General features: G+C 74.0%; 14 protein-coding genes. 5 read left to right on the top strand and 9 right to left on the bottom strand.

Translation table 11 applies throughout. The features are described from left to right. Window positions 1–98: 98 nt before the first annotated feature. Together JOL79_RS04425 and JOL79_RS04420 are read right to left on the bottom strand one after the other, a co-directional pair. Window positions 99–1310 carry an NAD(P)/FAD-dependent oxidoreductase gene (locus JOL79_RS04425; protein WP_210154359.1) on the bottom strand — a complete coding sequence of 404 codons (1212 nt, stop codon included), beginning with the start codon at window positions 1308–1310 and terminating at the stop codon, window positions 99–101. Further along, complete coding sequence (locus tag JOL79_RS04420; RefSeq protein ID WP_210154358.1) at window positions 1307–1657, bottom strand: bifunctional 3-phenylpropionate/cinnamic acid dioxygenase ferredoxin subunit; 351 nt, start codon at window positions 1655–1657, stop codon at window positions 1307–1309. The genes JOL79_RS04425 and JOL79_RS04420 overlap by 4 nt, the downstream gene beginning before the upstream one ends. A gap of 251 nt (window positions 1658–1908) precedes the next feature. Here JOL79_RS04420 and JOL79_RS04415 point away from each other — a divergent pair, with 251 nt between their 5' ends. Further along, window positions 1909–2529, top strand: a complete 621-nt coding sequence (locus tag JOL79_RS04415; RefSeq protein ID WP_210154357.1) for a DJ-1/PfpI family protein — start codon at window positions 1909–1911, stop codon at window positions 2527–2529. A gap of 58 nt (window positions 2530–2587) precedes the next feature. Here the strand turns inward: JOL79_RS04415 and JOL79_RS04410 are convergent, their stop codons facing one another. Next, window positions 2588–3517: a carbohydrate kinase family protein gene (locus JOL79_RS04410; protein WP_210154356.1), complete on the bottom strand. Its 930-nt coding sequence runs from the start codon at window positions 3515–3517 to the stop codon at window positions 2588–2590. Window positions 3518–3574: 57 nt separating this feature from the next. Between JOL79_RS04410 and JOL79_RS04405 the strand changes: the two genes are divergently transcribed. Together JOL79_RS04405 and JOL79_RS04400 are read left to right on the top strand one after the other, a co-directional pair. After that, a complete protein-coding gene (locus tag JOL79_RS04405; protein WP_307848305.1) occupies window positions 3575–4948 on the top strand; it encodes a 6-phospho-beta-glucosidase in 1374 nt (457 codons plus the stop codon). Between the two features lie 3 nt (window positions 4949–4951). After that, complete coding sequence (locus JOL79_RS04400) at window positions 4952–8167, top strand: alpha-mannosidase (RefSeq protein ID WP_210154355.1); 3216 nt, start codon at window positions 4952–4954, stop codon at window positions 8165–8167. Between the two features lie 91 nt (window positions 8168–8258). Here JOL79_RS04400 and JOL79_RS04395 read toward each other — a convergent pair whose 3' ends face one another. The 3 genes from JOL79_RS04395 to JOL79_RS04385 form a co-directional block, all read right to left on the bottom strand. Next, window positions 8259–8606, bottom strand: a complete 348-nt coding sequence (locus JOL79_RS04395) for an SPW repeat domain-containing protein (protein WP_210154354.1) — start codon at window positions 8604–8606, stop codon at window positions 8259–8261. A 121-nt stretch (window positions 8607–8727) separates the two neighbouring features. Beyond that, entirely contained in the window at window positions 8728–9390 is a 663-nt protein-coding gene (locus JOL79_RS04390) for an NAD(P)H-binding protein (protein WP_210154713.1), read from the bottom strand. 72 nt (window positions 9391–9462) lie between these two features. Then, window positions 9463–10290, bottom strand: coding sequence for an SAM-dependent methyltransferase (locus JOL79_RS04385; RefSeq protein ID WP_210154353.1), 828 nt, complete (start codon window positions 10288–10290; stop codon window positions 9463–9465). Between the two features lie 195 nt (window positions 10291–10485). Between JOL79_RS04385 and JOL79_RS04380 the strand changes: the two genes are divergently transcribed. Together JOL79_RS04380 and JOL79_RS04375 are read left to right on the top strand one after the other, a co-directional pair. Beyond that, window positions 10486–11265 carry a bestrophin-like domain gene (locus JOL79_RS04380; RefSeq protein ID WP_230984213.1) on the top strand — a complete coding sequence of 260 codons (780 nt, stop codon included), beginning with the start codon at window positions 10486–10488 and terminating at the stop codon, window positions 11263–11265. 1 nt (window position 11266) lies between these two features. Then, a complete protein-coding gene (locus JOL79_RS04375) occupies window positions 11267–11812 on the top strand; it encodes a hypothetical protein (protein ID WP_210154352.1) in 546 nt (181 codons plus the stop codon). A gap of 125 nt (window positions 11813–11937) precedes the next feature. Here JOL79_RS04375 and JOL79_RS04370 read toward each other — a convergent pair whose 3' ends face one another. Genes JOL79_RS04370 through JOL79_RS04360 form a run of 3 tightly spaced genes read right to left on the bottom strand, consistent with a single transcriptional unit; the run spans window position 11938 to window position 17220 of the window. Next, the gene (locus tag JOL79_RS04370) at window positions 11938–15252 is read right to left on the bottom strand and encodes a helicase HerA domain-containing protein (protein WP_230984212.1); all 3315 of its coding nucleotides are present in this window, start codon (window positions 15250–15252) and stop codon (window positions 11938–11940) included. Further along, the gene (locus JOL79_RS04365) at window positions 15249–15983 is read right to left on the bottom strand and encodes a PIN domain-containing protein (protein ID WP_210154351.1); all 735 of its coding nucleotides are present in this window, start codon (window positions 15981–15983) and stop codon (window positions 15249–15251) included. The genes JOL79_RS04370 and JOL79_RS04365 overlap by 4 nt, the downstream gene beginning before the upstream one ends. Then, window positions 15976–17220, bottom strand: coding sequence for an endonuclease domain-containing protein (locus tag JOL79_RS04360; RefSeq protein ID WP_210154350.1), 1245 nt, complete (start codon window positions 17218–17220; stop codon window positions 15976–15978). The genes JOL79_RS04365 and JOL79_RS04360 overlap by 8 nt, the downstream gene beginning before the upstream one ends. Between the last annotated feature and the right edge of the window lie 264 nt (window positions 17221–17484).

Genomic DNA, 17484 nt, shown 5'->3' with positions numbered 1-17484 from the left:
CCCTCTCGGGCCGTCGGGTAGCCGTCGCCGTTGGCTCGTTCACCTGATCTCCTTGTCCCTCGGCGCGGCCGGGCTCGTCCCGGCGGCGGCCGAGACGCTCATCGGGCGCCGGCGGGCTCGATCCGGCGCCGCCACCGGCCGAACGGGCGTACCCGGTCGACGGCCAGCACGGCGGTGGCCCGGCCGTCCCGGCGGTAGACCGCGAGGAAGCTGCGGGCGTCCACGTCGCCCTCCTCCACCGTCACCTCGTCCGCCGGGCCGGCGTGCCCGGCGAACTGCACGCGCAGGCCGTACTGGTCCGACCACAGGTACGGCGGCTCGGGCGCGCCCGGCTCGGCCGCACCGCCGGACAGCAGGGTGCGCGCCGCCGTCTCCGGCCGCCGCACGGCGCCCGTCCAGTGCTCGACCCTGTGGTGGCGGCCCAGCCCGGGGTCGTACCAGGCGGCGCAGTCGCCGACCGCGACGACGCCGGGCAGGTTCGTGGCGCCGCCCGCGTCGCAGCGCACGCCGCCGCCCGAGCCGCCCGAGGAGCCACCGGGGTCACCGGAGTCACCGCACAGGTCGACGCCGCTGCCGGCCAGCCAGCCGACGGCCGGGCTTGCTCCGATGCCGGCCAGCACCACGTCAGCCGGGAGGCTCCGGCCGTCGTCCAGCAGCACGCCGTCCACCCGGTCGCCGCCGGTCACCGCCCGTACGGCGACGCCGCACAGCACGCGCACGCCCCGGTCCTCGTGCAGCCCGGCGAGCGCGTGGCCCATCCGGGAGCCGAGCGCGCGGGCGGACGGCGCGGGCGCGATCTCCACGATGGTCACGTCGAGGCCGAGCGAGTGGGCGGTCGCCGCGACCTCCGCGCCGACGAAACCGGCGCCGACCACCACCAGCCGCCGGCCGGGGACGAGGTCGGCCCGCAGCGCGCGAGCGTCGTCGAGGGTGCGCAGCGTGTGGACGCCGGGAAGGTTCCAGGGGAGCGACCTGGCCGTGGCGCCGGTCGCGATCACGACGCCGTCCGCGGCGACGGACGTGCCGTCGCCCAGGGTGACGGCGTATCCGGCGGAACCACGCGGGGTGAGGCCGGCGGCCGGGACACCCAGGCGCCACTCGGCGCCGAGGTCCTCGCCGGCGTCCTCCAGGGCGAGATCGGCCTCGGTCATCGTGCCGGCCAGGAACTCCTTCGACAACGGCGGCCGGTCGTACGGCCGATGGGGCTCGGCGCCGATCAGGGTGAGCCGGCCGTCGAAACCCTGCTCGCGCAGCGCGCGTGCGGCCCACAGGCCGGCCAGCGAGGCGCCGACGACCGCGACGGATCTCACGCCCGCCCCGGCGTCCGCAGGCCAGGCGGCAGGTTGGGCGGCAGCTCGGACGGCACGACGTGGACCATCCCGTCCTCCACCACGACCCCGTGGGTCCGCACCGGCAGCTTGGCCGGCGGCGCGTCCACCTGCCCGGTGCGCAGGTCGAAGCGCGAAGCGTGCAGCGGGCACTCGACCTCGCAGCCCTCCAGCCACCCGTCGGCCAGTGACGCGTCCTGGTGGGTACAGGTGTCGTCCACGGCGTACAGCTCGCCGTCCTCCGTGTGAAACACGGCGATCGGCGGGTCGGTGTCGAGCCGGACGGCCTCGCCCCGGGGAAGGGCCGAGAGCGGACACGCAGGGATCATTCGGTGGTCCCCTGTTTCGTTAAGCGGAACTTGCAGCGCTATACGCAACAGGGTGGGGCCGGTCGGATTCGCTGTCAAGAGGCGACAAATCGGGCTAATCGTGTTATCGGCGCGCGCAGGGGCCTTGCCCGCGTCGCGGCCGCCGTCCGAGGATGAGGACCCGCCCAGCCGGAGCACCCGGCCCACCCGCTCAACCCGGCGAGCCGGCCATCCGGCACTGTGGAGGGGCAGACCACGTGGAGGCAGAGACCATGCGTATCGTCATCCCGCTGTTCCCCGGTTTCACGGCGCTCGACGTCGTCGGGCCGTACGAGGTGCTCCGCATGCTGCCCGGGGTGGAGGTGGTGTTCGCCGCGACGGCGCCGGGACCGGTGCGCGACGGAGCCGGCTTCGCGGCGCTGACGGCCGGCGCGGCGTTCGCCGACGTCGAGTCCGCCGACGTCCTGCTCGTGCCCGGCGGCCCCGGGGCCCGACGCGGTGTCGCCGACGAGGACCTGGTCGGCTGGATCCGCCGCGTGCACGCGTCCACGACCTGGACCACGTCGGTCTGCACCGGGGCCCTGCTGCTCGGCGCGGCCGGCCTGCTCGCCGGGCTGACCGCCACCACCCACTGGGGCGCGGCCGAGCTGCTGGAGTCGTACGGCGCCGTGTACACGGAGCGGCGGGTGGTGACCGAAGGCAAGATCGTGACCGCGGCCGGTGTGTCGGCCGGTATCGACATGGCCCTCACGCTGGCCGCCGCCATCGCCGGGCCGACCGCGGCCCAGGCGTTCCAGCTGGCCGTCGAGTACGACCCGCGGCCGCCCTTCGACGCGGGCTCGTACGCCAAGGCGCCGCAGGAGGCCAAGGACTATCTGGCCGCGCGCCGCTGATCGGCTCACCTCGGAGACGGAACTCACCTCGGAGACAGAGCTCGCCTCGAGACGACGCTCACCTCGGGATGACGTCGGAGAGGAACGCGTGGTCGCGGCGCAGTTCAGGGTCGGCGACGCCGTGCCACCAGCGCGCGATGTCCGCCCAGCCGGGCGCCGCGAGCGCCCCGCCGGCACGCCGTACGGACAGCGCGGCGGACAGGTTGGCGAACCTCAGCCGGTGGACGAGGGGCCAGCCCGCGAGCGTGGCGGCCACCAGCCCGGCGCCGAAGACGTCGCCGGCCCCGGTCGGGTCGACCGCCTCGACGGGGAGGCCGGGCACCCGCGCCCGTTCGCCCGTCCCGGAGTCGACGGCCATCGCGCCCCCGGCTCCGCAGGTGACGACCGCCACGGGCACCAGCTCGGCCAGCTTCGCCAGCGCCGCTTCGGGGGTCTCGGTCCGGGTGTAGCGCATGGCCTCGTACGCGTTCGGCATGAAGGCGTGACACCCGGACAGGCGGTCGAGCGTCTCGGCCGGCCACTCCCGCGCGGGGTCCCAGCCGAGGTCCGCGAAGATCAGCCCGCTGGCGGGGACGGGCTCGGCCTCCAGGTGCACGATCGACGCGCGGGCCCGGGGCGGGCCGCCGGACACGCCGCAGGGCGGCGGCGTTCCGTGGGTCACCAGCGCCCGGTCCCCGTCGTACGCGAGCGAGACGGTCACGGGCGTGCTCCAGCCGGGCAGGCGGCGCGACGGGGCCAGGTCGACGCCCTCCGATTCGAGGGCCGCCCAGCAGAGCCGTCCGTACGGATCGTCCCCGAAGGCGGCCGCGAGCGACGCGCGCAGCCCGAGCCGTGCGAGGGCCACGGCGAAGTTGGCGATGCCGCCGGGCCCCGACGACATGCCCGAGGTCCACGTCTCCGCGCCCGGCCGGGGCGGGTCCGCCAGCCCGGTGAAGACCAGGTCGTGGAAGAGCCGTCCGGACAGGAACACGTCCGCGTCTGCCCCCATGTCGGGTTCCTACCGTGGTCACGGCCGTTTGACGCCTCCCGCGATAGGGTCGCTGACGTGCTCGGCGACCGACGGCACGCGGGCCGGGGCGTGCGGCTGACCGTCCTCGGCGGCGGGGGCTTCCGCGTGCCCCTGCTCTACCGGGCGCTCCTGGGCGACCGGGGGAGAGGCACGGTGGCCGAGGTCGTGCTGCACGACCCCGACGCCTCGCGGACCGCCGCGATCGCCCGCGTGCTCGCCGAGCAGGCGGCGGGCGTCCCGGACGCCCCGGCAGTCCGCGTGATCAGCGACCTCGACGAGGCGCTCACCGGCGCCGGCTTCGTCTTCTCCGCGATCCGCGTGGGCGGGCTCGCCGCCCGCGCCGTGGACGAGCGGGTGGCCCTGAGCGAGGGCGTGCTCGGCCAGGAGACGGTGGGCGCGGGCGGCATCGCGTACGCCCTGCGCACGCTGCCGGTCACCGACCGGATCGCCCGCCGGGTGGCCGCGCTCGCCCCGGACGCCTGGGTGGTCAACTTCACCAACCCGGCCGGGATCGTGACGGAGGCCATGTCACGCCACCTCGGCGACCGCGTCATCGGCGTCTGCGACTCGCCGGCCGGGCTGGGTCGCCGGGTCGCGCTCGCCCTCGGGGCCGACCCGGCCGCCGTCCGGCTCGACTACGCCGGACTCAACCATCTCGGCTGGCTGCGCGCCGTCCACCTGGACGGGCACGACCTGCTGCCGGGGCTGCTCCGGGACGACGAGGCCCTGACGTCGTTCGAGGAGGGACGGCTCTTCGGCGCCGAGTGGCTGCGCGCGATCGGCGCCGTCCCCAACGAGTATCTGCACTACTACTACTTCAACCGGGAGGCCGTGGAGGCCGCGCGGGCCGCGCCGCTGACGCGCGGCGCCCTGGTCGCCGAGCAGCAGCGGCGTTTCTACGCGCGGACCGGGGGCTCCGCGCTGGAGGAGTGGGAGAGCGCCCGGCTGGCGCGGGAGGCCACCTACATGGCGGAGAACCGCCGGGCGATGGGCGCGTGCGAACGCGATCCGCGCGACCTGGCCTCGGACGGCTACGAGGGGGTCGCCCTCGCACTCATGCGGGCCATCGCGCTGGACGAGCGCGCCACGCTCATCCTCAACGTGCGCAACCGCGGTTCGATCGCGGCCCTCGACCGGGACGCCGTGGTGGAGGTGCCCTGCGTCGTGGACGGCGGCGGCGCCGGGCCCAAGGCCGTGGAGCCGCTGGCCGATCACGCCCTGGGCCTGGTCACCACGGTCAAGGCGGTCGAGCGGGCGGTCATCGAGGCGGCGTTCACCGGCTCGCGCCGGGCGGCCCTGCGCGCGCTGGCCGTCCACCCCCTGGTCGGCTCGGTTACGCTCGCCGCACGGCTGCTGGACCGCTACGAGAGTGAGCTTCCCCAGCTCGGCTACCTTCGCGGAAGGAACTGACCCATGCACGATGACCGCGAGCTCGTCGAGGCGCGCATCGACCGGGTGCTGCGGCAGCGCGTCGCACCGGCCGTCCATGCCGAACGGGTGCCGCTGGAGCTGGCGGCCTGGCACGTTCCCGACGAGCCCGTGCCGGTCGCGGAGGCGCTGGCCGCCCGCTACGAGCCGTTCGCGCCCGGCACCCCATGGGGGCGGCCGTGGTCGACCACCTGGCTGCGGGCGACCGGCACCGTGCCGCCCGAGTGGGCCGGACGGCGGGTCGAGGCGATCTTCGATCTCGGCTTCGTGAGCCCCTGGCCCGGCGGCCAGGCCGAGGCGCTGGTGTACGACCTGGACGGCCGGCCGCTCAAGGGGATCGAGCCGCGGAACCAGTACGTGCCCGTCGCCGATCCCAGCGTGGGCGGTGAGCGGGCCGGCCTGCTGCTGGAGATGGCCGCCAACCCCGACATCCTGAGCGGCGGATTCATCCCGACACCGCTGGGCGACAAGGCCACGGCCGGCGACGCGCCGCTCTACCGCCTCGCGTACGCCGACCTGGCCGTCCTCGACGAGAACGTCTGGCACCTGTCTCTCGACATCGAGGTGCTCAGGGAGCTCATGGCCGAGCTGCCCGTCGACAGCCCGCGCCGGCACGAGATCCTCCGGGCGCTTGAACGCTGCATGGACGAGATCGACCTCCAGGACGTGCCGGGAACGGCCGAGCGGGCCCGCGCGCCGCTCGCCGGCGTGCTGTCGTCTCCCGCCCACGCCAGCGCCCACATCGTCTCCGCCACCGGGCACGCGCACATCGACAGCGCCTGGCTGTGGCCCATCCGCGAGACGCAGCGCAAGAACGGCCGCACCTTCGCCAACGTCACGGCCCTGGCCGGCGACTACCCCGAGCTGGTGTTCTCCGGGCCGCAGGCCCAGCAGTACGCCTGGGTCAAGGAGCGCTACCCGGAGATCTTCGAGCGGATCCGCGAGGCGGTCGCGAAGGGACGGTGGGTTCCGGTCGGCGGCATGTGGGTCGAGGCCGACGGCAACCTGCCGGGCGGCGAGGCGCTGGCCCGGCAGCTCGTGCACGGCAAGCGCTTCTTCATGGACGAGCTCGGCGTGGAGTGCCGCGGCGTCTGGCTGCCCGACTCCTTCGGCTACACCGCCGCCTACCCGCAGATCGCCCGCCTGGCCGGCATGGACTGGGTCCTCACCCAGAAGATCTCGTGGAACCAGACCAACAAGTTCCCCCACCACACCTTCTGGTGGGAGGGCATCGACGGCACCCGGATCTTCACGCACTTCCCGCCCGCAGACACCTACAACGGCTCCTTCGAGGGCCGTGAGCTGGCCCACGCCGTGCGCAACTACGCCGAGAAGGGCGCGGGCGTCCGGTCCCTGCTGCCGTTCGGGCACGGCGACGGCGGCGGCGGCCCCACCCGCGAGATGCTGGAGAAGGCCCGCCGCCTGCGCGACCTCGAAGGCTCGCCGCGGGTGGTGATCGAGGACCCCAACGCGTTCTTCGCCGCGGCCATGGCCGAGCAGCCCGACGCGGCCGTCTGGTCCGGCGAGCTGTACCTGGAGCTGCACCGCGCCACCTACACCAGCCAGGCGCGGACGAAGGCGGGCAACCGGCGCGGCGAGCACCTGCTCCGCGAGGCGGAGCTGTGGTGCTCGGCCGCGGCCGTGCACGCCGGGTTCCCCTATCCCTACGACGATCTCGACCGCCTGTGGAAGGTCGTCCTGCTGCACCAGTTCCACGACATCCTGCCGGGCAGCTCGATCGCGTGGGTGCACCGCGAGGCCGAGGCCACGTACGCCCGGGTGCGGGCCGAGCTTGAAACGATCACCCAGGCCGCCGCCGCGGCGCTGACCGGGGGCCTGATCGGGGCGCCGGCCGGGCCGGGGCGGGGCGCGTGGGTGCTCAACGCCGGCCCCGAGGCCCGCGCCGAGGTGGTGACCGTGCCCGCCGAGCTGGTCGAGGGGGCCGGGCTCGCCGGCGGGGCCGGTCAGCCGCTTACCGACGGGTCGGCCGCGGTCTTCGCGGTGGTGCCCGGCTCGGGCGCCGTACGGCTCGGCGGTCCGGCTGAGCCCCCGGCGCCCGTGACGGTCGACGGAACGACGATGGACAACGGCCTGGTCAGGGTGGAGATCGACGAGTCGGGCCTGTTCACCTCGGTGAGAGACCTGGTCGCGGACCGCGAGGTGCTGGCGCCCGGCTCCCGGGGAAACCTGCTGCAACTGCACCAGGATCTCCCCAACCGCTGGGACGCCTGGGACGTCGACCGGCACTACCTCCGGCGGCGCGTCGACCTCGTCGAGGCCGACGCGGTGACCGTGGTGGAGACCGGCCCGCTGGTCGCCGCCGTGCGGATCGAGCGGTCGTTCGGTGCCTCCCGGATCGTCCAGACCGTCCGGGTCGCGGCGGGCAGCCCCCGGATCGAGATCGAGACGGAGATCGACTGGCACGAGCGGGAGAAGATCCTCAAGGTGGCGTTCCCGCTGGACGTGCACGCCGACCGGGCGGCGGCCGAGATCCAGTTCGGGCACGTATTCCGGCCGACGCACACCAACACGAGCTGGGACGCGGCCCGCTTCGAGGTGTGCAACCACCGCTGGATCCATGTCGCCGAGCCGGGCTACGGCGTGGCGATCGCCAACGACTCCACCTACGGGCATGACGTCGGCCGTACCACCCGGCCCGACGGCGGGACCACCACGACGGCCCGGCTCAGCCTGGTGCGGGCGCCCCGGATGCCCGACCCCGAGGCCGACCAGGGCAGCCACCGGCTGACCTACGCGCTGGTGCCGGGCGCGACCGTCGCCGACGCCGTGGCGTCGGGATACGCGCTCAACCTCCCGCTCAGGGTGACGGCTGGAGCGCCGGGTGAGGCGGCGCCGCCCGCCGGCCCCGGTATCACCCCTCTGGTGAGCACCGAGGGCTGCGCCGTCCGGGTCGAGGCGGTCAAGCTGGCGGACGACCGCTCGGGCGACGTGATCGTCCGGCTGTACGAGTCGCTCGGCGGGCGGGCCGCCACCCGGCTGCGCGCGAGCTTCCCGATCGCGTCCGTGGAGGTGGACGACCTGCTGGAACGGCCCCTACAACGACCTCAGGAACGTCCCCTGGCCGGAGCGCCGGGGCGGGAGCCGGAACGGGTGGCCCCGGCGCCCGACGCCGACGGCGCCGTCCCGCTCACGTTGCGCCCGTTCCAGGTGCTGACCCTGCGGTTGCGCCGCGCCGGCTGATCGGGCCGCCTGATCACGGTGCGACGGCCCGCCCGCGCCACGAACGGACGCCGGGCGGGCCGTGTGAGGACGGGCCGGGTGTAGAAGGGAATCAGGCGCTGGCCGCCACCCGGCCGCGGACCTGGAGGGCCGTGAGGAGCCCGACGACGACGGTGACGCCGCCCGCGATCCAGGCCGTCCACGCGGCGGCGGCGTCGCCGTCGAAACCGAAGGCCCACGGCGAGACGAACAGCAGGGCGCCGAACGCGGCCGTGACCCATGAACTGGCGCCGCCCGCGCCGAGGATCGCCCACAGGGCGGACACCACGAGCAGCGCGCCGAGGAGCAGCAGGGGAGTGTTGGCCGCGGTGACGTCGCCCGCCCAGAAGAAGGTGGCGAGCACCGATACCAGGCCGGCGATGAGGGCGATGACGTCGGACAACGATCTCGTGAGATCCATCCGTGCCTCCGAACGGGGGAGATTGACCTGTTGACCCGACGGTGGGCTTGATTGACCGGCCGGTCAACACTCTCGTTCGTGAGGATTGTCTAACTACACGTGGTCGCGTGTTGTGCGGACGTCAGCGGATGAGCACCAGCCGGATCGCCTGGTCGACGGGCGCGCCGCCGCCGATCAGTTCGAGCACCCGGTGCCGGGTGTCCGGCGTGTCGAGGAGGGCGGCGATCACCGACGCCACGTCGTCGCGGGAGACCGTCCCCTTGGGCAGTGGCGGATCGGCCAGCGTGACCAGGCCGGTGCCCGGCTCGTCGGTCAGCCCGCCGGGCCGCAGGATCGTCCAGTTGAGCTCGCGCGACCGCAGGTCGTCCTCCGCGGCGGTCTTCGCCGCGATGTAGGCCGTCCAGACCTCGTCGGCGCCGGGGGCGACCGGCGATCCCGCGCCCATGGTGGAGATCTGGATGAAGCGCGGCACGCCCGCCCGCTCGGCCGCGTCGGCGAGCAGCACCGACGCACCCTGATCGACGGTGTACTTGCGGGCCGCCCCGCTGCCGGGGCCCGCCCCCGCGGCGAAGACGACGGCACCGGCCCCGATGAGGATCCGCGCCACCTCGTCGCGGCCGGCCCGCTCCAGGTCGCACACCACCGGCTCCGCCCCCGCCGCCGCGACGTCCGCCGCGTGATCGGGATTGCGGATCAGGCCGACCGGCGCGTCGCCGCGCGCCGACAGCAGCCGTTCCAGCCGAAGCGCGATCTTGCCGTGCCCGCCCGCGATCACCACGCGCATTCCGGTCACCTCCGTCGCGATCCTTTCACGCGAGCCCGCGGCGGCGGCGGTACGGCACGGCGAAGCCGCGGATCAGGGTTTGCGGCCGACGGCGGCGTACTGCGGCACCCGTACCGGCGCGCCGACCTCCGAGACGTCCGGACGCCAGAGTGAGCACGACACCAGACCGGGCTCCAGGAGCTCCAGACCGTGGAGGAACTGTGAGATCTCCGCGCGGCCGCGCGCCGTGATCGGCGGAGTGGCGTGCGCGTTCCAGAACGCCATGGCCTCGGCGTTCGCCTCACCGCCCAGCTCCAGGGTGGGATGAGTGAGCGCGAGGTGGCTGCCCGAGGGGACGGCGTCGAGCAGCCGGCGCACGATCGCCGCCGCCTCGCCGGTGTCGAGCACGAAGTTGAGGACGCCCAGCAGCATGACGGCCACGGGCCGGGTGAGGTCGAGGGTCGCGGCGGCCTGCCGCAGGATCTCGTCCGGATCGCGCAGGTCGGCGTGGATGTACGCGGTGGCGCCCGCCTCGGCGGAGGTCAGCAGGGCCCGTGCGTGCACCAGTACGAGCGGGTCGTTGTCGACGTAGACGACGCGCGCGTCGGGAGCCGCGCGCTGTGCGACCTGGTGCGTGTTGTCGGCCGTGGGTAGCCCGGTGCCGATGTCGAGGAACTGCCGGATGCCGGCTTCTCCCGCCAGGTGGCGTACGGCCCGCCTGAGGAAGGCGCGGTCGGCCCGGGCGACGTCGGCGATCGTGGGGAACATGCTGGCGATCCGGTCGCCGACCTCGCGGTCGGCCGCGTAATTGTCCTTCCCGCCGAGCCAGTGATTCCAGACCCGGGCGTTGTGGGCGACCTCGGGGTTGACGCGGACCGCCGCGTACGGGCCCTCGTCGGGGGCGGCAGAGCCGTCGGTCACGGCGGGCTCCCTTCCATCGTGGGTGCGATCACCATCCTGCCTTGATCTTGCCGGATCCGGCGGCCCCTCCGGGGCCGGACGCAGAGCATGACGAGCCGGTTCCGCCGGCGAGGTGACACCTGCGATTACACAAAGTGATGCTAATCTTTCCCTCGGTAATCGGTAATCGCTCCTCGTCCTGTTCCGCTCCTGCCTATGGGGATGGTCATGCTCGTCTGCGTACTCGCCGTCGTGGCGGCGGTCGGCCTGGTGGGGCTGGCCGCGTTGGTGTACCGGCTGATCGGCCGGGACACCGACCCCACCGAATCGCGGGGGGTGAGCGTCGGCCACGCCGGTTCGATGCTCTCCTCGCTGTTTCTGCTGGTGTTCGCCATCGCCGTCGTCGTACCGTGGGCGTCGGCCGACTCCGCCCGGCAGAACACCTACACCGAGGGTCAGGCCCTGGTCGAGACCTACTGGGCGGCCGCCGGGCTGCCCGCGCCCGACGCCGCTCGCGTCCAGACCGAGCTGCGCGACTACGCGAGGTTCGTGATCAGCAGGGAGTGGCCGCTCATGGCCGCAGGGAGGCTCGGCGACGAGGGCACCACCCGCCTGGAGTCCCTGCGGACGGCCGTCATGAACCTGCGCCCCACGGGGGAGGACGCGCGCGCCGCCAAGGGCCAGGTGCTCGACCGGATGAGCGATCTCTTCTCCGCCCGCCGCCAGCGCGCCGCCGACGCCAAGAGCACTCCGCCGGCCGGGGTGCTCCTGCTGACCGTCGTCACCGGTGTCGTGGTCATCGTCTTCCCGTTCCTCGCGGGCGCCCGGCCCCGCGGCCTCGCCCTGGTGCCGCTGACCCTGATGGCGATGCTGCTCGGCGTCGGGGTCTACCTCGCCCAGGACATCTCCCGTCCCTTCTCCGGTGGGCTCGCGGTCAGGCCGGACGCGTTCGTCGGCGCGATCGACGAGTTCCAGCGCATCCCGGAAGGCCGCTGACATGCGGCTCGCAGCGGCTCTGACGCTCGGGTCGGCGGGCGCGTTCGCCGCCGTCGTCGTCGCCCCCATGGCCGCCCCCGCGCTCGCGTACCCGGCGGTGGCGGCTCCCGCGGTGAAGGCACACACGGCGGCGGATCAGGACGCGCAGGACGACTCCGGCGACGCGGGCCCCGGCCTCGGCCTGGCGGTGTGCGTCGAGGTCCACCTGCTGGTGGACCTGCGCGCCGGTCTCGGCCTCGGCCGGCCGCCCTGCCGCCGACCGGCGCAGAAGGCCGCGGAGCCCCCGCCGCCGCGGCACCGGACGCCGCCGCCCCGCCCGCGTCCGGTGGCCGCCGCGCCGGCGCGCAGGCACGCTCCGCCCGCGCGTCCGCGTCCGTCGCCCACACCGTCGGCCAGCCCGGCCCCGGCCCGCACGGTCGAACGGGTGATGCGCGCCGCCGGACCGCCGCCCCGGCGGGCCAATCCGCTGGGCGCGATGGCCGTCGTCGTGATCCTCTCCGTCGTGATCGCCGCCGCGGCCGGGCTCGCCTTCGGCGCCTTCCGCTGATCCGTACGCCTGATCCGTGCGCCTGATCCGTGCGCCTGATCCGTGCGCCTGATCCGTGCGCCTGATCCGTGCGCCTGATCGGTGCGCCCGATCTGCACGGCTGATCGGCACGGCCGGGGGCGGCCTCAGTCGCGGCTCGCCAGCGCGACGACCTCCTCGGTCGTGAGCGGGCTCTTCGGGTGGTGGCTCAGGCACAGCGGCGTACGGATCTTCCGGAAGGGTGAGCCCTCGGTCGCCGCGTAGAACCGGCCGGCGCCGAGGCGCGAGATGTCCGGCACCTCGCCGCCCTTGGCGGCCGCCATCTCCCGCGCGGCGGTGATGTGGACGGGGGCGTTGAGCAGGCCGAAGAACTGGGTGGCGGCGTTGCCGGGAATCCGGTTGTGCAGCCCCTTCGGAGCCTGCGTCGCGAAGACCAGCCCCAGGCCATACTTGCGGGCCTGGGACGCGAGGGCGAGCGTGCTCTGCGTGCAGGGCGTCATCGCCCCAGACGGGGCGAACGTCTGGGCCTCGTCCATGACGAACAGCCCCCCGAGAGGGCGATCACCGGCGGGGTTCCGTTTGATCCAGGCGAACAGGGCCAGCTGCAGCTGGTTGACGAAACTCTGCCGCTGCGCGTCGCCGGCCAGCCCGGCGAGGCTGATCACCGAGACCCGGGCGCGCTTGCCCGGGGGTGGGGTGAGCAGCACACCGGGATCGACCGGCTGTCCGCCGCCGCCGAAGAGCGGGTCGATGACCATGGCCGCGTTGAGGTTCTGGGCCAGCTCGGCGGCGATGCGGAACGCTCCCTCGATCCTGCTCACGTCGTCCGGCAGCGCGGACAGCAGGTTGATCAGGCCCTGCATCCCCGTGCCGCCGCGGCGCCCGTGCAGCGTGACGGCCTCGCGCAGCACCGCCCGGCCGAGATGCGCCTTCCGCGCGGTGCCCTCCAGCTTGGCGCGGGGGATCAGCGATGCGACGGCGGCCTCCACCGCCTCCTGGAACTCGTCCTCGTCGTCGGCGACTCCGGCGAAGTCGGGCAGCGGCTGGAAGCTGACCGGCCGTCCCCTGTCGCGGCCCGGCGTCCAGACGACCACGTCGGTGCCGGCGAAGTAGTCGTCCGCCCGTCCGGCGTCGCCCGGCGCCCAGTCCGCCGGCGGCTCGGGCCACCGTTCCCCCATACGTGCGAGGTCGTTGTTGGGGTCGAGGACGATCGTCGAGACGCCCTGGAGCGCGCACTCCTCGATGAGCCGGCGGATCAGCACGGTCTTGCCCGACCCCGACCCCGCGAAGATCGCCGTGTGCTTGCGCAGCGTCTCCAGCTCGATCCGGGCCGGGGCGTCGTCGGGCACCGTCGTGCCGATCGTGAGATACGGCGAGACGTCCGGGGTGTGATGTCGCCGGGCCAGGGACGACGTGAGTGAGGGCACCCGCTCGGTCCGGGGGCCGCGCGTCCTGTCGGAGTTGGCCGTCCGGACGGCCGGGATGCGCACGGGTTCCTCGTCCGGGACCGCCGCCGGTGCGGCGACGTACGGTGCGACGGCGTCGCCCGGGCCCTCACCCGCGTCGCTCAGGGCCTCGCCGAACAGCTTGACCTCGCTGGCCGGCCGCCGGGCCGACAGCCATGCCCGCAGGTGGGCAGGCCCATCGTCGATGAGCTGCCGGAGGGCGGAGAAGATGCGCAGATCCTCCTCCACGATCCGCACCACCCGGCCACCGGCCCGTTCGAACGCGTCGAGCGCCTCCCGGGTGCGCGGGCCCTTCGCCCAGTCGTGGTTGCGCAGCACGAACAGCCGGCGCTTGGGGACCGCCGCGTCGAGCCCGGCCATGACCGAGGCCGCCTTCAGGCGGTTGAGCGCCGCGACGGGGTGGGCCGCGGCGATGGCGCGGAAGCTCCAGTGGGCCTCGTCCTCGACCAGCTCGTCGAGCGTCCGGCGCAACCGCGCGTGCAACGGCGGCTTCGCGCTGGGGAGCGGGTCGAGCCCGAAGACGCGGCCCGCCGCCTCACCCCGTTCCATGATCCAGGCCGCCAGCCCCGCGGTGAGCAGCGCCGGCATCGTCGCGTCCTCCGTCGCCGGATCGAGCGCGTCCGCCACCTGCGCCTTCGCCCGGAGCTGGGCGAACCTCACGTCGAGCGCGGCGAGCTCGTCAGCCGGCCCCGGCTCGGTTGTGAGCCGGGGCGGCGTGCGCACAACGCGGGGCACAGCGACAGGCACAGCGACAGGCCCATCCTGAGGGTCTGCGGGGACCACGGGCCCGGTCGCGCCCAGACTCTCCAGCTCACGAGCCACGCCGGTGGTCAGGCACGACCGCACGTGCTCGTCGATGCGGATGAGCAGCTGCCGGGGGGTGTACTCGGCCGCCCGCGCGAAGGCCTCGGGCCGAACGGGCCAGGTCGGGTACGGCGGGGCGAACCCGGCGGCCCGATATTGCGTGGCGAACCGTTTCTCGATCAGGGCCGCACCGGTCTCGGGGTCGGGGATCATGCCGAGCGGCAGCGTCAGGCGGAACCGGTCCCGGACGGTGCCGGTGGCCTGCTTCTGGATCAGGATCCAGGTCGAGGGCAGGCAGGAGACGACGGTGAGCGTGCGGCGGGTGACCTCGCGAAGCTCCATCAGGCCGCCCGCGACCTGCTCGACGATCAGCGCTTCACGCCAGGCGTCGCTCCCGGTGCCCGGGACGACGCTGATGGAGCCGTTCGCGGCGATGGCCGACTGCGCGAGCAGCACGTCGAGCTGGTCGACGGCGATCACCGACGGGCCGGTGAGCGCGAGGAGCCGGGAAAGGTCCCCCACGACCTCCTGCGCCGTCCTGCGGACGGTGGTGAAGCCCCAGGCGGCCCGCTCGCCCGCCTCGCCCGCCGGAGACGAGGAGAGGTACGCGTCGCCGACGTCCTGGGCGGCGGGGTCGGCGCAGGCGCGCAGCACGAGTGCCCGCGCTGTGTCCCTGGCCCGGCCTGCCTCCCGGTCGTAGCGGCGCAGGGCGCCGATGAACGCGTCCAGGGCGTCCCGGGTGAGCGGCGTCTCGCCGGTCACCGCCGCGCGCGCGTCGGGCGGGGTGTCGGCGAGCACGGCGAGTCGCCAGAGCAGCTCGGCGAGCTGGCTCCTCCCGTCCGGCATCGGGCGGGACAGGCCGTCGAGCATGGAGATCGCCACGCTCTCCCAGAAGTCGCGCGCGTCGAGCAGGCTGATCAGGAAGAAGTAGCCGTCCTCCTCGTGCACCCTCCGGCGGGCCCAGCCGAGCAGGTGGGTCTTGCCGGCTCCGCGCTGTCCCTGGAGCACCAGGCCGATGGGGCTGCCGCCGAGGCTCTCCTCGGCCTCGATCAGCCCGTCCAGGATGTCTCCCACCGCGTGCCGGTGCAGGCTCTCCACGTGGAACGGCGACGGATGCCACACGTCGTCGGCCACCTGGGCGTAGTTGAACCTGAGCGCGGCCAGGCCGGTCAGCTCGTCGCCGCCCATCATGCGCCGATCATGATGAGGTGCCTGGCCTGGTCGCCGATCACGACGGCCGCGTCGTGGTCGTCCGGCGTCAGGGCCTTCTGGTTGTCGAACGGGACGATGCGCACGCCCGGCATCGCGATCATCAGGCGCAGCGCGTCGTCGACCTCCCGCCGGCCCGCGCCGCCCAGCGAGGCGCGGAGGGAGGCCAGGCCGACCCAGGCGTTCGGGGCGGACGCCAGCCGCCGATAGGCGTCCCGGATCCGCGTCTCCAGATCGGTGCCGGTGTTGGTGTCGGCGCCGGTGTCCGGCCTTGTTTCGGGGTCCTGGCTGGTTCCGGCGCCCGGCACGGTCCTGGGTTTGCCGGGCACCTCGCCCGGCGTCGCGGTCCCGTCCCGCACGTCCTCGTCGCGGGCGAAGACCTCGGCGAGGGTCTGATCCGTCCGGCGGATGAAGCGGTGCACGCCGAAGACGAGAGCCCGCAGCGCCCCGCCCACGGAGCCCTTCGGCGCGTTGACGCCGTCGCGGAACTCCTCGGCGGCCCGCGCCCACCCCGCGTCGGTGAGCATGTGGGCGTACGACCGGCCGACCTTCTTGCTCTCCACGAGCTTGAGGTCGTTCAGCTGGGTCCGGTCCTTGCCGGTGAGGGTGTGGCCCCAGCGCTCGGCGAGCTCGGGGTTGGTGACCTCGCCCGCTTCGACCATCAAAATGATCAGGGCGGCGGTCTGGGCCGGGGTCAGCGGCTTGTCAGGCATGGGAAGTCGATCCTTCGAACGTTCCAGAGCGGCGGCCGTGCAGGAACCGCTCAAGGTCATGGAGAACGGTGTCCATCTGTGTCATGAGCTGGTCGTTGGTGAAGCGCAGGACGGTGAAGCCGTCGAGTTGGAGGCGCATGTCACGCCGCCGGTCGGCCTCGAAGTGGTCGGCGGTGCGGTGCTCGGGCCCGTCGATCTCGACCGCGCAGCGCTCGGCCCGCCACATCAGGTCGACGCGGATGAGCGGCGCCAGCGGGGACGATCGATGGGTCTGGTTCCAGATCCGGCCCGCGGCCCACGGCCGCTCCCGCAGCGCGGCCTCCAGCGCCCGCTCCGCCCGGCTCGCGGGATGTGGCCGGCCGGCGACGGGCGGATAGACCAGCCGGATGAGCGGGCCCGCGGCGGCCGGTGCCGGCTGTACCCCGGGCGGGACGGGCAGGTCGAGGGTGATCGTCTCCAGCCTGTCCACGGCGGTGAAGGGGGCGCCGGTCAGCCAAACCCCGAGTCCGCCGTGGAAGGCCAGCCATTCGCAGGCGGCGACCAGCGCGTGCTCGCCGAGGTGGGAGAGCCCGGCAGGGACGGGCATCAGGATCGCCGTCCGGTCCCGGCCGAGGCCGGTCGCGACGACCCGGGCCAGCCCGGCCGCCCGTATCTCCGGCGGTGCGGTGCCTCTTCCCGCGACGGCCGTTCGCATCACGCCTGTTCCCATGACGCCTGTTCCGGTGACGTCCGTTCCCGTGACGTCTGATCCCGTGACGTCTGATCCCGTGGTGTCCGTTCCTGCGGTGCCTGTTCCCATGACGGAGGCCCGCAGCGATCGTTCGGCCAGGTCGGCCAGGAACGGACCGAAACGCGGGGCCGCCGAGACGCTCTCAGGGGCGGTCGCGGAGGAGGTGTCACGAGCGGTCTCATGGGCCGTCTCATGGGCGGGCGCGCGGGTGGTCTCGTGGGCGAGGGCGCGGGCGAGGGCACGGATGGCGGGCACGCTCCCGCCTCCGGTGTCCCGGATGTCCTCCGCGCCGGGGAGCCAGGCGGGGAACAACTCGGCGGCGGCCCGGTCGAGCTCGGCCAGTACGGCGCGGACGACGTCCGCGGTCGTTCCCGGAGGCGGGGTGTACGCGACGACGGCGGGTGCGGAGGGCGGAAGCGGTTCGGCCGGGAGGGAGACCGGCTCGGCCGCCGGCCCCACGAGCCTGACCGCACGGCCGGTCGGCAGTTCCGCCCACGAACGCGTCAAACCGCATCCCCTGATTCGAGATCGTCGAGACCGGGCCGAGGTTATCCGCCACGCGCGGGCCTCGCACGCAATTCCAGAAATGTCGGGATACCGGAGTGAGACGCCGGGAGGCTCGCCCGTCTCAAACCTCCCGACCGCCTGGATCTACGCCCGCTTTGCCAACACATGACCGAATAGCGGGGGCGAGGCCTACCTACTCTGGAACCTTTCAAGTAAGCGCGTTTGTGACTACCGTAGGACACGGCACGCAATACATCCGAAAAG

The sequence above is a fragment of the Microbispora oryzae genome, assembly GCF_017896165.1.
Classification (GTDB): domain Bacteria; phylum Actinomycetota; class Actinomycetes; order Streptosporangiales; family Streptosporangiaceae; genus Microbispora; species Microbispora oryzae.
This window is presented reverse-complemented; position numbering and strand designations above follow the sequence as displayed.

What these genes read in the sequence shown, in the direction of transcription:
- JOL79_RS04370 (WP_230984212.1), bottom strand. Translation starts at nt 15,252, where the DNA reads ATGATGGGCGGCGACGAGCTGACCGGCCTGGCCGCGCTCAGGTTCAAC.
- JOL79_RS04400 (WP_210154355.1), top strand. Translation starts at nt 4,952, where the DNA reads ATGCACGATGACCGCGAGCTCGTCGAGGCGCGCATCGACCGGGTGCTG.
- JOL79_RS04375 (WP_210154352.1), top strand. Translation starts at nt 11,267, where the DNA reads ATGCGGCTCGCAGCGGCTCTGACGCTCGGGTCGGCGGGCGCGTTCGCC.
- JOL79_RS04365 (WP_210154351.1), bottom strand. Translation starts at nt 15,983, where the DNA reads ATGCCTGACAAGCCGCTGACCCCGGCCCAGACCGCCGCCCTGATCATT.
- JOL79_RS04410 (WP_210154356.1), bottom strand. Translation starts at nt 3,517, where the DNA reads ATGGGGGCAGACGCGGACGTGTTCCTGTCCGGACGGCTCTTCCACGAC.
- JOL79_RS04380 (WP_230984213.1), top strand. Translation starts at nt 10,486, where the DNA reads ATGGGGATGGTCATGCTCGTCTGCGTACTCGCCGTCGTGGCGGCGGTC.
- JOL79_RS04420 (WP_210154358.1), bottom strand. Translation starts at nt 1,657, where the DNA reads ATGATCCCTGCGTGTCCGCTCTCGGCCCTTCCCCGGGGCGAGGCCGTC.
- JOL79_RS04415 (WP_210154357.1), top strand. Translation starts at nt 1,909, where the DNA reads ATGCGTATCGTCATCCCGCTGTTCCCCGGTTTCACGGCGCTCGACGTC.
- JOL79_RS04395 (WP_210154354.1), bottom strand. Translation starts at nt 8,606, where the DNA reads ATGGATCTCACGAGATCGTTGTCCGACGTCATCGCCCTCATCGCCGGC.
- JOL79_RS04390 (WP_210154713.1), bottom strand. Translation starts at nt 9,390, where the DNA reads ATGCGCGTGGTGATCGCGGGCGGGCACGGCAAGATCGCGCTTCGGCTG.